Annotated in this window: 14 protein-coding genes and 1 pseudogene; 11 read left to right on the plus strand and 4 right to left on the minus strand. The window is 68.1% G+C overall.

The window, feature by feature from the left end; all coding sequences use genetic code 11:
• Nucleotides 1-5: 5 nt before the first annotated feature.
• From ACPXY0_RS05120 to ACPXY0_RS05140, 5 genes are read left to right on the plus strand one after another with little or no spacing between them, the layout of a single operon-like run.
• Nucleotides 6-707 carry a hypothetical protein gene (locus ACPXY0_RS05120; RefSeq protein ID WP_423929090.1) on the plus strand — a complete coding sequence of 234 codons (702 nt, stop codon included), beginning with the start codon at nucleotides 6-8 and terminating at the stop codon, nucleotides 705-707.
• Complete coding sequence (locus ACPXY0_RS05125; RefSeq protein WP_423929092.1) at nucleotides 704-973, plus strand: hypothetical protein; 270 nt, start codon at nucleotides 704-706, stop codon at nucleotides 971-973. Before ACPXY0_RS05120 ends, ACPXY0_RS05125 begins: the two co-directional genes overlap by 4 nt.
• On the plus strand, nucleotides 970-2,463 hold the full coding sequence (locus ACPXY0_RS05130) for a sodium:solute symporter family protein (RefSeq protein ID WP_423929094.1): 1,494 nt from the start codon (nucleotides 970-972) through the stop codon (nucleotides 2,461-2,463). Before ACPXY0_RS05125 ends, ACPXY0_RS05130 begins: the two co-directional genes overlap by 4 nt.
• Nucleotides 2,463-3,242: a cyclase family protein gene (locus ACPXY0_RS05135; protein WP_423929096.1), complete on the plus strand. Its 780-nt coding sequence runs from the start codon at nucleotides 2,463-2,465 to the stop codon at nucleotides 3,240-3,242. Before ACPXY0_RS05130 ends, ACPXY0_RS05135 begins: the two co-directional genes overlap by 1 nt.
• Before the next feature lie 29 nt (nucleotides 3,243-3,271).
• Nucleotides 3,272-4,099 (plus strand): hypothetical protein, encoded by an 828-nt coding sequence (locus ACPXY0_RS05140; protein WP_423929098.1) that lies wholly within the window; start codon nucleotides 3,272-3,274, stop codon nucleotides 4,097-4,099.
• 308 nt (nucleotides 4,100-4,407) lie between these two features.
• On the opposite strand, the gene ACPXY0_RS05145 is transcribed toward ACPXY0_RS05140, so the two are convergent.
• Genes ACPXY0_RS05145 through ACPXY0_RS05155 form a run of 3 tightly spaced genes read right to left on the minus strand, consistent with a single transcriptional unit; the run spans nucleotide 4,408 to nucleotide 6,267 of the window.
• Nucleotides 4,408-5,556, minus strand: coding sequence for a hypothetical protein (locus ACPXY0_RS05145; protein ID WP_423929100.1), 1,149 nt, complete (start codon nucleotides 5,554-5,556; stop codon nucleotides 4,408-4,410).
• Between the two features lie 17 nt (nucleotides 5,557-5,573).
• Nucleotides 5,574-5,783 carry a hypothetical protein gene (locus ACPXY0_RS05150; RefSeq protein WP_423929102.1) on the minus strand — a complete coding sequence of 70 codons (210 nt, stop codon included), beginning with the start codon at nucleotides 5,781-5,783 and terminating at the stop codon, nucleotides 5,574-5,576.
• Nucleotide 5,784: 1 nt separating this feature from the next.
• A complete protein-coding gene (locus ACPXY0_RS05155) occupies nucleotides 5,785-6,267 on the minus strand; it encodes a hypothetical protein (RefSeq protein ID WP_423929104.1) in 483 nt (160 codons plus the stop codon).
• A 1,315-nt stretch (nucleotides 6,268-7,582) separates the two neighbouring features.
• Here ACPXY0_RS05155 and ACPXY0_RS05160 point away from each other — a divergent pair.
• From ACPXY0_RS05160 to ACPXY0_RS05185, 6 genes and pseudogenes are all read left to right on the plus strand, one after another.
• Nucleotides 7,583-7,921: a MobC family plasmid mobilization relaxosome protein gene (locus tag ACPXY0_RS05160; protein WP_423929106.1), complete on the plus strand. Its 339-nt coding sequence runs from the start codon at nucleotides 7,583-7,585 to the stop codon at nucleotides 7,919-7,921.
• Between the two features lie 115 nt (nucleotides 7,922-8,036).
• Nucleotides 8,037-8,348 (plus strand): annotated as a pseudogene (locus ACPXY0_RS05165) (relaxase/mobilization nuclease); the annotation flags it as partial.
• 322 nt (nucleotides 8,349-8,670) lie between these two features.
• Nucleotides 8,671-9,144 (plus strand): hypothetical protein, encoded by a 474-nt coding sequence (locus ACPXY0_RS05170; protein WP_423930775.1) that lies wholly within the window; start codon nucleotides 8,671-8,673, stop codon nucleotides 9,142-9,144.
• A gap of 9 nt (nucleotides 9,145-9,153) precedes the next feature.
• Complete coding sequence (locus ACPXY0_RS05175; RefSeq protein WP_423930777.1) at nucleotides 9,154-9,417, plus strand: hypothetical protein; 264 nt, start codon at nucleotides 9,154-9,156, stop codon at nucleotides 9,415-9,417.
• Between the two features lie 344 nt (nucleotides 9,418-9,761).
• A complete protein-coding gene (locus ACPXY0_RS05180) occupies nucleotides 9,762-10,760 on the plus strand; it encodes a tyrosine-type recombinase/integrase (protein WP_423929108.1) in 999 nt (332 codons plus the stop codon).
• Between the two features lie 219 nt (nucleotides 10,761-10,979).
• Nucleotides 10,980-11,843, plus strand: coding sequence for a hypothetical protein (locus tag ACPXY0_RS05185; RefSeq protein WP_423929110.1), 864 nt, complete (start codon nucleotides 10,980-10,982; stop codon nucleotides 11,841-11,843).
• 398 nt (nucleotides 11,844-12,241) lie between these two features.
• Here ACPXY0_RS05185 and ACPXY0_RS05190 read toward each other — a convergent pair whose 3' ends face one another.
• On the minus strand, nucleotides 12,242-13,594 hold the full coding sequence (locus tag ACPXY0_RS05190) for an IS1380 family transposase (RefSeq protein WP_423929112.1): 1,353 nt from the start codon (nucleotides 13,592-13,594) through the stop codon (nucleotides 12,242-12,244).
• Between the last annotated feature and the right edge of the window lie 122 nt (nucleotides 13,595-13,716).

Here is a 13,716-nt window from a genome sequence, read left to right on the forward strand (position 1 = left end):
CGCGCGTGCGACGCACGGGTGCGCGGCCGACGGGGGTGCGAGCGACGGGGCTGCGAACCCTCGCGGCGGCGCTGACGGCGCTGGCCGGGCTACTGATCGCCGCTCCGGCCGCGGCCCAGACAACGGACACCGTATTCGTCGAACTGCGTGCCGACGGGGCCCACGTGCGGCAGAGCCTCGAGCCGGACAGCGGTGCGGTGCGCGTTTTCGCCATTCGGTTCGACGAGCAGACGGTGTCGCTGACCGGGGCCTCGCGCGGCGGCGAGCCCCTCGCCGGCGTCGAGATCGCTCCGACCCCGGAAGGGCGGGCCTACCGGATCGCCGTCGCATCCGCGGCACCCGTCGTCATCAACTACACGGTGCGCGGGCGGCTGGACCGGATTCCCCTCTTCGTGGCCGGGGGGCGGGCCGAGCAGACCGTCGTGCACGAGGCCGCCGAGCCGTGGCTCATCCGCCTGGAGGGCGATCCGGCCGCGCTCGACGGGCTGGACCTGTCGACTAGCCTGCCGCGCTTCACCCGGGCCGGCGAGGGCACCCTCACGGCCACCCTGTCGAGCGTGCCGGGGCTGCTCCGGCTGTCGCGCGGCGGCGCGCTATCGTTCGCGCGCGTCGCCGACCTGGTGGTCCTCGCGCTGCTGTTGAGCGCCGCGATCTGGACGTGGCGGAACGCGCGAGTCCGCCGCGAGGGCAGCGGGGCCGGCCGGTGACGATCATCCTCGTCGCGGCGGGCTTCTTCGCCGTCGCGCTCACCGTGATCTTCCTCTTCCGCTCGGCCATTCGCAGGGACGACGAGCTGGACCGGCGCTGGGCCGAAGTCGTCAGGCAGCGCGCCGCACGCGGCGATTCGCCGTCCGCGCCCGAGTCCGCCGCGCAGCCCGCGAGCCGCGGCCCCGAAGAGCCCCCCGGCCCGCGAGCGACGGCCGCCACCCCGGAGACGCCTCCCTCGCCGCAGCCTCCCGAACGACCGACATGAGTTCCGTCTTCTTCGTCGTCCTCGGGGTGTACGTCGCCATCATCATGGGCATCTCGATCTGGAGCTACTTCCGGACCGAGACCGAGGTCGATTTCCTCGCCGCCGGTCGCTCGATCGGCCCCATCGTCGGCGGGGCCGTCCTCGCCGCCACCCAGATCTCCGCCGGCACCTTCGTCGGCACGGCCGGCCGCCACTACCTCGCCGGCGTCTCGTGGGTCTTCCCCTGGCTCGGACTGTGGACCGGGTGGCTCGTGTGCGCCTTCTTCGTCGCCCCCAAGCTCCGGCGCCTCGGCGCGCTCACCGTCCCCGACTACATCTCCGCCCGCTTCGGAAGCCCGCTGGCCGGAGCGCTCGCGGGCGTCCTCATCGTCGTCGCCTACACGATCTATCTCGTGGCCCAGTTCCAGGCCGGCGGCGAGGTGGCGGAGGTCGTGTTCGGGATCCGCCCGCTCACCGCGATGCTCATCATCGTCGCTTCGACCGCACTGTACACGCTCCTCGGCGGGGTCCGCTCCAGTTCGTACATCGACTTCCTGCAGACGATGATCATGATCGCGGCGCTGATCGTCGCGGTCCCCGTGCTCCTCAACCAGGTCGGGGGCGGAGATCCTCTCGCGGCGGTCCAGCGTTCGCTCGGCTTCCTCGACACGCTCGACGATCGCCTCGTGGGCTGGTACTACAGACCCCGGGAGTTGCTCGCGTTCGCGATCGCGTTCGGCCTCTCGATCGCCGCCGCGCCCTACGAACTCACCCGCTTCTACTCGATGCGGGACGAGCGCACCGTGCGCCGCGCGATCTTCATCGCGATCGGGTTCCAGGTGGTGATCGCCACCTGCATCATGTCGATCGGCATGCTCATGCGGGTGCTGTTCCCGAACCTCCCGTCCCAGGACCAGGCGACGGCGATCATGGCGCTCCACGTGCTCCCCCCGGTCGTCGGGGCGCTTCTCCTCGTGGCGATGCTCTCCGCGATCATGTCCACCGTGAACTCCGTCCTCCTCGTGACCGGCGCCGGCGTCGCCCACGACCTGTACGGCAAGTTCATCCGGCCCGACGCGAGCCAGAAACACCTCGTGAACGCGAACCGGGTGGCGATCGTCGTCCTCTCCATCATCCCCCTCTACTTCGCGCTCCAGAAGCTGGGGGACGTACAGGGGATCGTGCTCGAGCAGGCGAAGTTCATCGCCTCCTTCTTCTTCGTCCCCATCGTCATCGGTCTCAACTGGCGGGGCGGTACGGCGAAGGGGGCGATCGCGGCCATGATCGGGGGGTTCCTGGCATGTCTCGCCTGGACGGTGTTCTTCCAGGAGCATTACTTCCCCCTCTACGGGATCGATTCCGTCGAACCGGGAGTCGCGGTCAGCCTCGTGCTGTTCATCGTCGTCTCGAAGCTGACGAAACCGAATCCCGGCCAGAACCTGGAAGTGTTCTTCGCGGAGCAGGAAAAGGACCGGAAGAAGAACCGGAAGAAAGACAGGAGAGACGCCTGATGTCCGATGTCCTGACACGACTCGTTGAAGAACTCAACGCCGGAACGGTGCGGGTGGTCGATCTCACGATCCCCCTCGGCCCGGATACCGTCGTCATCGATCTTCCGCCGATGTTCGCGCCCTCGAAGGGGGTGACGATCGATCGGATCTCGAGGTATGACGACGACGGACCGGCCTGGTACTGGAACAACCTCACGCTCGGCGAACACACGGGGACGCACTTCGACGCCCCGATCCACTGGGTGACCGGGAAGGACTGCCCCAACGGGACGACGGACACGATCCCGCCGCGGAGGTTCGTCGGCCCCGCGTGCGTGATCGACATGGAGGCGGAGGTCGAGGCGGACCCCGATTTCCTCCTCACGCCGACGGGACTCGAGGCGTGGGAAGCGGAGCACGGGCGGGTGCCGGAGGGGGCCTGGATCTTCCTGCGCACGGGGTGGAGTCGGCGCAGCGGGAAGGAAGCGTTCCTCAATGTGGGAGAGGACGGACCGCACTCCCCGGGATTTCACCAGGAGACGTCGGCCCTGCTGGCGGGTGACCGCGCTGTGCTGGGGGTTGGCGTGGAGACGGTCGGCACCGACGCGGGTCAGGCGGCGATGTTCGATCCCCCGTTCCCGAACCACACGATCATGCACGGGGCGGGGAGGTTCGGGCTCGCGAGCCTCTGCAACCTGGACCAACTCCCCCCGACGGGCGCCGTGGCGATCGCCGCCCCCCTGAAGATCGTGGAGGGGAGCGGAAGCCCGCTGCGCGTGATCGCCCTGGCCCCGGTTTAGCGGCGGGCAGCGGGGAGGGAGATCGCGCGATGGCCCGCGCCGAGCGGCAGCGATCCGCTTACCGGAAGGTCCTGGAGGCGCTGGACGAGGCCATCTTCCGACTGGGGCGGGTGCCGGCCGCGGATCCTGATGACGACGGTGCCGAGCGGCAGGGGACCTTTCGCCTCGGAGAAGCGGGAGGGATCGCGTTTTCCGCCCATTTCCCGGGAACGAACTCCGGGGCCCTCTTCGACGAGATCTCAGACGCTGTCGAGGCGGAGGATCTGGACAGGGTCCGTCAAGTTCGGAGCCTGGTCGAATCGAGGTTGCGATCGGGCGACGACGCGGAGGGAGGAGTTTACGCGGAGGATGCTCTCGCTTGGGATGCGGGCTACCTGCAGATCCTCGCCGTCCTGCACGAAACGCGGCAAGCCCGGGAAGACGGTGACGCTCACCGATACTGGATCATGGCAGGTTTCCTCGCCGGCTTCCTGCACTGGGATACAAGACTGGCACGAGACGAGCCCGGATCGCTGCGAGACGAAGTGGTCGCTGCCTGCAATGAGGGGTGGGGGGCGACCCTTTGGACGGAATGGGAGGCGATCCGGGAAGAGTGGCTGGCTGACGACTCGCCGGAGTCCCCGCGGGACCCGGATCTTCTGCTGAGGTGGCTGGGCCTGCGCCTGGCCGCCGCCGACTTGATGACGGGTCCCCTCTTCTCCAGCCGCGTCGGCGAGACGGCCGACGAACGAAGCGAGAGCGAGTCTGATGAGCGGGCGCACTTCATGCGAAGCGAACGCTCGACTCGCCGCGCGCAGAACTTCGGCAAGAGGATCGCCAACCGGGATCACGCAGCGGGGGACGATCCGGAGACATGAGGAATCGGCGTCGCTCTCCCCGCCCTCCCGGACGTTCCCGCGGGAACGGCACGCCGTCCGCAGCGTGAATCCCGGCAGGAAATCGTCTAAAGTCAACCAGGACTGCACGATCTGCGTTTTCTGCCGTTGGGCTGGACCCTGCTGGACCGTGTCCCGAAAGCGGGAGAATCAGTGTGAATCGGCGGGAATCCCGCGTCTCGTCGCGGGCACCTGCTCCGGTCCAGATCGCAGTGACGGAGTCCCAAAAGCCAAGCTGGCGTTACCCGGGAATGGCAGAGACAATCAACCGCTTTTCGAAGTCCGTATCCTTAAGCTCCAGGCCGTGTGCTCATCCAGTCGCACTCCTCGTCCGAGACCAGGTACATCAAAACCCAAGTCTGAAGTTTCTCCGAATCGTCGATTCGCCGGTCCAGGACGAATAGCGTATCGCCCCGGAAGGTCTCCATCGGTCGAATCTCGAAGTCGTGCGGAACGAGCGTGTCCACACACGCTTGTGAGAGGTCTGGCGAAAGGACTCCGACCCACACTTTGGCGGTGAGCACGGGCATCGGCTCCATCTGGAGGGCCGTCTGATCGTGGTGGGTGAACACGAAACCGCCGCCCGGAAGTGGGAATAGTTGACGGAGTCGCGAACTGCCCTCCAGCTGCTCGCGGAACGGTATGCGCTCGATGTCGATGCGTTCCCGGAGGTCGGCCGGGACGCCCTTCCTCCTCGCCACCGGGATGTCCGCCGTGTCCACCACCTCGCCCCGCAGGTTCAAGACGAACATCTCGTCCAGTCCAGACCAGCCCTGCACGAACCGTCCGTCGGCGTAAGCAAGAGAACCGATCCGAAAAAGGGTCGCATAGGACCAGTTGTCACTCTTGAGCGATGCGATGTATTCCTGAGGGAGTCCGCCCATGCTCGTGAATTCGTCCGTGGTCGGTCGCCAACGAGTCAGCGATGTTTCGCGCCGGATCTCGAAATCGGTCATCCAAACCTCTTGGCCGATCACCACCGGGGGAGTGATTCCGGCCAGCGCGGGGAAGTTCACGACCCGAATGGTCTCTCCGGTGTTTCGGTCGAAGATGTTCACTCGCCGCGACCTCGTGGTCTGTGCGGCTACGATCGAATCGTCGAGCACCATCGGAGCTCCGGGCCCGCCGCGAAACTCTCCCGGCCCCTCTCCCGGCCGTCCGTACCCCAGCATCAGACTGCCGTCTCTACGGAACCTGAGGAGCCGTTCCGAAAAGATGTCCGGTATGTAGAAGGACCCGTCGAAGGGGTCGACGACCAGAGCGTATGGATTGCCGATGTACAGCGTGTCGGCTTCTGGCAGTAGAATACTGTCGACGGGAGTGAGAGTCGGCCCCGCCGTGTCTGCGGTCACGGGTTCGCCGGACTCGGAGCCGCAGCCTGGGATTAGGAACATCCCGCCGGCGAACAACGCGACGCGGACACGACGGGACCAGCCCATTACTGCCCCCCTAACCGTTACTCAATGATGACGATGATGGGGGGCGCCGCAAAGCAGCAGACGGGCGCGCTGGGCGCGCACTCGTCGGGGCACTTGAAGTCGTCGAAGCTGAGTAGCCCCTGGGGCTCGTCCTGCGCCTTGGCCGCGAAGGGAACAGCGCCCAAATACACCGCCATCAGCGCCACGATGGCGAGCGCCCCGGTGACCAGCTTGCCGCGAATCTTCATTCTAACCGCTCCTTGTGTTGGGTGACTGCAGCTCCGCGTTCCACGCTACTCCATCTCCCTCTGTTGTTGATTTCGCCTCGTGTTCCAATACCGACAACGCGTCCACGGCCTCTCGCAATGAACGTCCGTCTTCCAGAGCGTCAAGGAGAGGGCTTGACGGCCCGTAGACGCGCTCGGCACGAAAGAGGACACCACCGGAGTCAACCACCAATTCAATTGGCGTGCGCTGAGGCTCGATCTGCACGCCCCTGAGGTATCCGTCCGCCCTTACCCCAGCCGCGAGCAGAATCCTCCTCTCGTGGTTTTCCGGTTCACGAGCGAGCAACAACTCCACGTTGACTCCCGACATCCGCTCCCTATACAGCCACTCGGCCAACACCGACGAGCATAGAAGGCATTGGCTGGGATCGACCACCACGACGACGATCGGCTCGCTTTGGACCAGTTCCCGGAGGGTAGTACCGTCCGAGAGCGTCCAATCCATGGCGTCCGAGGCATGGTCCATGTTGCAGCCGGCTGCCGCAGTCAACGCGGCGAACAGACAGGTTGCCGCTACGCTGTGTGTACGTCCTGAGATGTTCGCCAATTGGGTCAGTGTCAGTCGTAAGCCGAGGTTGTTCACCCATCCGCACCGCAGGACTCAATCCTCTGCGATCCGGATTGCCGGGAGGGGAAACGGACCCGACGGATCGCAATATGGAACCCAAGACGCTGTCCGCAAGGAACTGGGCTGTCGCTACGAAGATATTGGTCGGTGTTATCGCCGCCCCACACCTGAGCCCTGCGTGCCCGTGAGGCCAAGGTCGTTCTGCCAGGGAGAACCCCCGCGTCGAGTCCGACGGGGCGACGGAGCGGGCGGTGCTGGGCATGGTGCGGGACAACACCTCTACTCTTCAAGCGCTTCGCCGACGGCCCGGACTTCAGGCGGTAGGTGACGGACACCGCTTTCCGGCTGACCTACGGAGCGACGCGCTGAGTAGCGCGCGGCCTGCCGAGACGTTGTGGGGGCGTTTTTCCGCCGCGTTGGCGACGGCCTCCTCCGGCTGCTTTACGTTATCGAACGTCCTCGAACGTTATCGGACAATAGGAGATTCCCGACCGGTTGACTTGCTGGCGGGCGGCTCTTCAGCGTTCCGGGCATGGAGACGACGACGCGCCAGTTCAACACGCGGGTTTGCACTTCCGCCGGAGACACGGCCGCACCGTCTCCGAAGGCATTCGTGATGGAGCCTCCGACTTGGACCCTAAGCACGGTCCCGCCCCCGAGGGCTCCCGACAAGGGCTCGGATCGGCTTCGGGGCCTTCGTCCTCGACGGCCGGATCGAAACCCAATGAGGACAGAATCCGCAGTGCGTCGCCCTTCGGGTCACCGAAGCGTGAAGGGCAGCACGAGGAAACGAGGCGAAGCACCGGAGGAGTCGCACGTAGTCAGGTTGATCCACCCCAAGGCGGAACCGGTGCCCGTGTCCATCGACATCGGCGCTTGCGGGATCGTTCGCCGCACTGGCCTCCGTCCCATTGCCAGCCGCGCTTGCGCGAGGGCCGCTTGAACGGGTTCCCCGAAGCGCTCGCGGAGGTGCTCCGCCACCGCCTGGGTGCTGGTCGGCGACACCTCCGGGACACGTCGCCGGCGGGGGTGTTGCGTGCGGCTAAGGCCGGTAAGCCAGCCTACCCCTTGTCATACAACGGGGCTGGCGAGGGGGTGGCTGCCGCCCCCCCTTCGAACCCCCCGCGCGTCTCGCTCCCGTGGAGGTCGCCCAAGGGGGCGCCGCCCCCTTCCCCCGTGTCGGTGCGCCGCAGTGCCTGAGCGCCGCTCCGCCGTCGTCACCGCCCGCGTATCGGCAGCCGAGTTCGCCGCTTGGCGGGCCAAGGCCGCAGCCGCAGGCGTACCCCTGTCCGCGCTGATCCGGCGGGCCATGGCTCGCACGAGGACGTGGACGGCCCGCGCGGCCGACGTCGAGCGCGAGCGCACCCGGGAGGCGGCGCGCATCGGGAACAACCTTAATCAAATCGCTCGCTGGGCCAATACCCACAAGGGAGCGGCCGAAGCCGTCGAGGTCATCGCCCGCCTTGTCGCCATCGAGCGGGCGCTCGCGGCGCTGGCTCGCTTCGAGAGCCCGGACCGCGATGCACATTAAGTTCCTGGCCCGCGGGACCGGCTCGGCGCGGGACGCGGCCGGCTACCTCCTCGGGGAGCGGGACGCGACCGGGAAGCCGCGCGAGGGCGTCGAGGTGCTGCGAGGGAACCCGGACATGGTGGCCGCGGTGGCCGACTCGCTCGACTTCGAGCACAGGTACACGTCCGGCGTGATCGCCTGGGCCCCCGACGACCAACCCGCCGACGAGCACATAGAGGCGGTCCTGGACGCCTTCGAGGACACGGCTTGGGCCGGGCTTGAGCCTGACCGCTACGCCTGGGCGGCCGTGCTGCACCGCGAGCGCGGCGGAGGCGCTCACGTCCATGTCCTCGCCGCACGGTGCGACCTCGATACGGGGCGGAGCCTCAACATCGCGCCTCCGGGTTGGCGGAAGACGTTCGATCCGCTCCGCGACGCCTTCAACCACGAGCACGGCTGGAGCCGTCCGGACGATCCGGCGCGGGCCAGGGTAGAGCAGCCCGGACACCGCGCCTACATCGAGGCGGCGCGGCTGCGCGCCGGGCTCCGGCTCGAAACCTCCCCGCGCGACCTGATCCGGGACTACCTGCTCCAGCGTGTCGAGCACGGCACGGTGCGGAATCGCCACGAGGTCGTCGCCGCCCTGCGGGAGGCGGGCCTCGAAGTACCGCGCCAAGGCAAGGATTACCTGACCGCGATGGACCCCGAGACCGGGGACAGGTGGCGGTTGAAAGGAGAACTGTACGCACTTGACTTCGAGCGGAAACGATTTGACCGACCGGCTGCGGAAACGGCTGGAGAGCGAGCGCCGGGAGATCGAGGAGTTGACCGCGAGCGAGCTCGAAAGGCTCGCCGAGAACTCGCGGCGCGTCGCGAAGAACGCGCTGCGTACCATCGAGCGCGATACGGAGGAGGCGACCGGGCGGATGCGCGAGTTGCTGGTCAAGGCGTGGCTCCGGCCCCTGATCGTCGGCCTGAGCCTTTGGCTCGGTTTCTTCGTCGGAAGCTGGGCGACGATGCGCTGGTTGGCGAGGAGCATCCAAGACTGGATCGAGACGGCGGCCGAACTGGACCGGGACATCGAGGACGCCCGGCGCACGCTGGCCCAACTGGAGGTGGACACCTGGGGAATCGTGTTCCACGAGATCGAGGGCGAGCGGTTCGTGGTGGTGCCGGAGGGCGCGCTGGCCGATCCGCCCTGGAGAGTGGACGGACGCCCGGCCTTGAAGCTGTCGAACGAGTGAGGGGGTTGTATGACCGCGTTAGAGGAGCAGTTGACGAGGGCCTTGCGGAGGCTGTCCGCGCAGTACGAGACGGAACAGCGGCGGCAATCCGGGCGGGTCGAAGCCTTGCGGCGGCGCGTCGAGCGGCAAAGCGGGGAGAACGAAGCCTTGCGGCAGCACGTCGAGCGGCAGAGCGAGGAGAACGAAGCCTTGCAGATGCGAATCGAGCGGCTGGACGGACAAGTGACACGCTTGGCCGAGTGCTACGGGACGCTCGCCGCGACCTTGTGCTGATGGTGACGGTGTTGCGCCAGCGCGGGGCGGAGCGCGATCAAGGTCCGAGCCGTTGACGGTTCCCGGAGGTCCCGAAGCCGTGTCCGAGGAACCCTCCCGGCGCGAGTGCCCCGAGCCCCACTGGCTGTCGGGGAACCGGGGGCGGATATGAATCGGAAGCAGCTGGCGCGGACGGCCTCGCGCCGCGATGTTTCGGGCGCGCAGATTGTGCAGTCCATCAATCGAGAGAGGAATCGAATGATGGCACGCACGAAACGAAGTCGGCGCTCCTACGGCGCCGGCGAATGGGGCCGGAACCGGGTGAGGGTGTTTCCCGATCCCAAGACCGGCCGATACCAGATCGAGTGGCGCGAGAACGGACGCAGGCTCACCCGGTCGCTCAAGCACCGCGACTGGGCTCGGGCCAAGAGGCAGGGGACGAGTTCGCCGCCGGTTTCGTAGGACCGGAGCTGAACGGGCGCCGGGAAGCCGAGCCCGAGCCGCTCACGCTGGGCACGCTCTTTGACATCTACGGTGAGGAGGTGACGCCCACCAAGGGCGAACGGTCCCGCCGGAGCGACAAGGTCGCGACGAGGATGTTCCTCCAGTTCTTCGGCAGGGACCGCGACCCGGCCACGCTCTCGCAGCGCGACTGGGACAGGTTCATCGGGGAGCGGCGGGCGGGCAGGATCGGACCGAGTCGACGGCCCGTGTCCGACCGGACGATCGAATGGGACCTGACGTTCCTGATCGCGGTCCTCAACTGGGCCGAAAGATCGAGGGACGAGCGGGGCCGCCTGCTGCTGGACAGGAACCCGCTCAAGGGCCTCAGGAAGCCCAGGGAGAAGAACCCCACCCGGATCGTCCTCGACGAAGAAGAGTACCAGGCGCTGCTCCGCGTGTCCCGACGAGTCAACAGGCGGTTCCGCGTCGCGCTCGTGCTCGCGCACGAGACCGGACACCGCATCGGCGCTATCCGCCAGCTCCGGTGGTCGGATATCGACCTCGAAGCCGGAGTGGTGCGGTGGCGCGCGAGGCACGAGAAGACGGGCTACGAACACACCACGCCGCTGACCGCCGAGGCGCTTGCTGCCTTGGAAGAGGCGCGGAGGATAAGCCAGGGGACCGGGGACGCCCCGCTGCTCCCCGCCCGGAGGGACCCGTCAGTGTGCGTAAGCCGCTCTCTGGCGCGCGACTGGTGGGTGCGGGCCGAGGTGATCGCCGGACTGGAGCCGAAGCGGGGCCGTGGTTGGCACTCGCTCAGGCGCAAGTTCGCAACCGACCTCATGGACCTGCCGCTCAAGGTCCTGTGCGAACTCGGCGGCTGGAAGAACGCGCAAACGGTGCTCAGATGCTATCAGTAGGCCGATGAGGGACAGCTCAGGAAGGCGCTGGAGAGTCGGCGGAGAGTTCGCATCTGAAATCCCGATCAGCGGGAATCAATCGGCGGGAATCCGGGCCCGCCGAACCCCTAAACAAAACGATCACAACCATATCCAAACCCCACCGCTCCCGCGGGAACGTCAAGACCGGCGGGCTGGCAAGAGACGAGGGCCCCGGCGTAGCGGCCAGCAGGGGGACTAGTGGACCGTGAAGAGCGCAGATCCGCCTACCGGATGGTCGTGCAAGCGTTGGACGAAGCCCGGTCCTGTCAGGATCGGGACGAGGCGGAGAGTCTCTTCCACCTGGGACGGGCGGGCGGGATCGCCTTCGACCGCTACCTCGCGGGGATCGAAGCCGCCGCGCTCTTCGACGACATCTCCGACGCCGCCGAGACCCGGGATTGGGACCAGGTGCGTCGGATCAAGAAGGCGATCCTGTCGATGCCGCGTTCGGATCCCGACCCTGAGGAACATGCGTCCGGCGAGGATTCTCCGGACTGGACCTCGGGATACCTGCAAATGGGGGCCGTTCTTGGCGAAGCACGGCTCGCCCGGGAGGAAGGTGACGCGCACCGCGACTCGCTGATGGCAGGTTTCCTCGTGGGCCTCATGGGTCGGGAATCGAGATGGCGATACGAGCACGGTCCCCTGGGAGACGCGGTGCTCGCCGCCTATGACAGAGACCCGGAGCGAGCCAACCTGTGGGTGGAGGCGCAGGAGATCCGGCCACGGGAGCGGGCTGACGAATCGCCTGAGACGGACAAGCGGCATCTTCTCCTGAGGTGGGTGGGGGAGCGGTTGGCCGCGGGCCATCGCTTCAGCGAGCCGCTGTTCTCCCATTCTGTAGGTGAGACGGAGGACGAGCGACGAGAGAGAGAGGCATGGGAGGGGGCGTACTTCGAACGAGAGGAAGCCTCCATTCAGCGCGCGCAGAACTTCGGGCGGAGGATCGCCAGCCGGGACGTCAAGGGCATATGGATTCCCGGGAGCTACGCTCTGAACCGTGCTCTGGTCCTTGGATCCCACGAGGAGGACGGCCCGACGGCCGACGATCCGGACGCGTGACCGACAGTCGGATCCGGGGGCGGGCCGCCTGGGTGGTTTCACTCTCGGGCGGGCGAGTTCCCGCAGATCGCTGTGCCTCTGGTGTGGCTGATCCTCGCGGCAGGTCGGGCGGCGCCCCGCGCGACGTTCCCGCGGAAACGTCGAGACCGGCGGGCTGGCAGTAGACGAAGGATAGACGAAGGTTCACCCCGGATCCTGCGTTGGCGCATAGTCGGGCGGCCTGAGGGCGATTATGACCGGCGGTTGTGGCGACTTGGCGCGGGCGGTGGCGTTTTCGGGGCCGGACCGGGTCTCGGCGGAGGGCCGGCGGGGCTCGGGAGGGGTCCCGAACGGCTCGCGGAGACACGGGGAGTGGGCGCCGCCGCGCGGCGCCTTCGGAAGGCCGGGGTTGGGACCGGTCAGGCGGGGGCGGGCGGCGGGAGACCCCGCTCGATGGTCCGGAGGCTCCGCCGCAGGAGACCGAGGGCCGGGTCGGCGCGCGCGAACCCGAGCGAGGTTCGGCGAGCGTGGGAGGTGATCCTGGCGGGCGCGCGCAGCAGGCGCAGCCGGATGCCGCGCGGCTGCACGGCGCGCCAGCGGCCGCCGAGGAAGTTCGCGCGCAGGATGTGGAGGAGTTGGTAGGCGAGCACGGCGAGGCTCCAGAGCAGGGCGTTGCCGCCGAGGTCGTCCACCGCGGTGCGGCCGGCCGAGAGCTGGCCCAGCTCCTCGATCCGCTGCTCGACGACCGCGCCCGCGTTGTAGGCGCGCCACGCCTCGACGGGGCCGATGCTCCCGATGTTGGTCAGAACGTCGGCGCTCATCGTGGTCTCCCACGCCGCGAGATCGAGTTCTCCCTCGTCCGGCCCGACCCGTCTCCGCCTCTCGACCGAGAGAAGCCGCGTGCCCCACAGCTCGCCGGAGGCGGTCCTCAGCTCCCGGTCCCCGGCCTCGTCCCGGGCGGCGGTCTCCCAGGCGCCCCGGAAGCCGTCGAGCCAGGCGTGCCGCGGCACCTTGAGCAGATAGGACACGCCGAGCTCCTCCATGCGCCGCGCGATGGACTTGGAGAAGAACCCCTTGTCCAGCCGCACGGTGATCCGCCGCACCCCCGCCCCCCTCAGGCGGGCCACCAGCCCGGCCAGCCACGCCTCCGCCCCCCGGGCCGTGTGCGCGCCCCCCGGCCGCCAGCGCACCCCGAGGCAGTCGCCCGTCTCCAGGACGTAGGCCAGAAGGGGGTGGTGCGAGGGGCGGCCCCGCTTCTTCGGGTTGTAGCCCCGCTCCGCCCCGGCCTGCTTCAGCCCGTAGCGCACCACGACGGTCGAGTCCATGACGATCGTCGCCGACCGCGGCGCCCCGCCGGCCATCTCCCAGCGCCGCCGCACCATCCGCCACAACAGCTCGTCCAGAAGCGGCGACAGCACGGCCGCCGAACCCCGCAACCAGCGCCCGAACGTGGCCGGGTGCGGCACCCGCGCCCAGCCGAAGATGCGGCGCACGCCCCGCCGCTCCAGAAGCGGCGGGTCGTCCATCACCCCGCCGCCGTACAGGAGCAGCACCACCCACGACTCGACCATGAGCGATGGCCGGTAGCGGCCGGGGACGTTCCCGCTCCGCCGGTCGATCCAGCCGCCCAGCCCCAGCGCGTCCCACAGCTTCCGAACCACGACGAGGCCGCCCGCGTCGGTGATCCGCCCGCCGCCCCCGCGGACCCTCAGCGCGGCCGCCGATCCTTGCACGTGCGGGCGCGGTCCGGTATAGTCGTTTCCACGCACCATTCGGGTGTCCTCCGTTCCGGGGTGAACCCGGATCCTGCGTTGGCGCATAGTCGGGCGGCCTGAGGGCGATTATGACCGGCGGTTGTGGCGACTTGGCGCGGGCGGTGGCGTTTTCGGGGCCG

The sequence above is a fragment of the Candidatus Palauibacter sp. genome, assembly GCF_965237495.1.
GTDB lineage: Bacteria > Gemmatimonadota > Gemmatimonadetes > Palauibacterales > Palauibacteraceae > Palauibacter.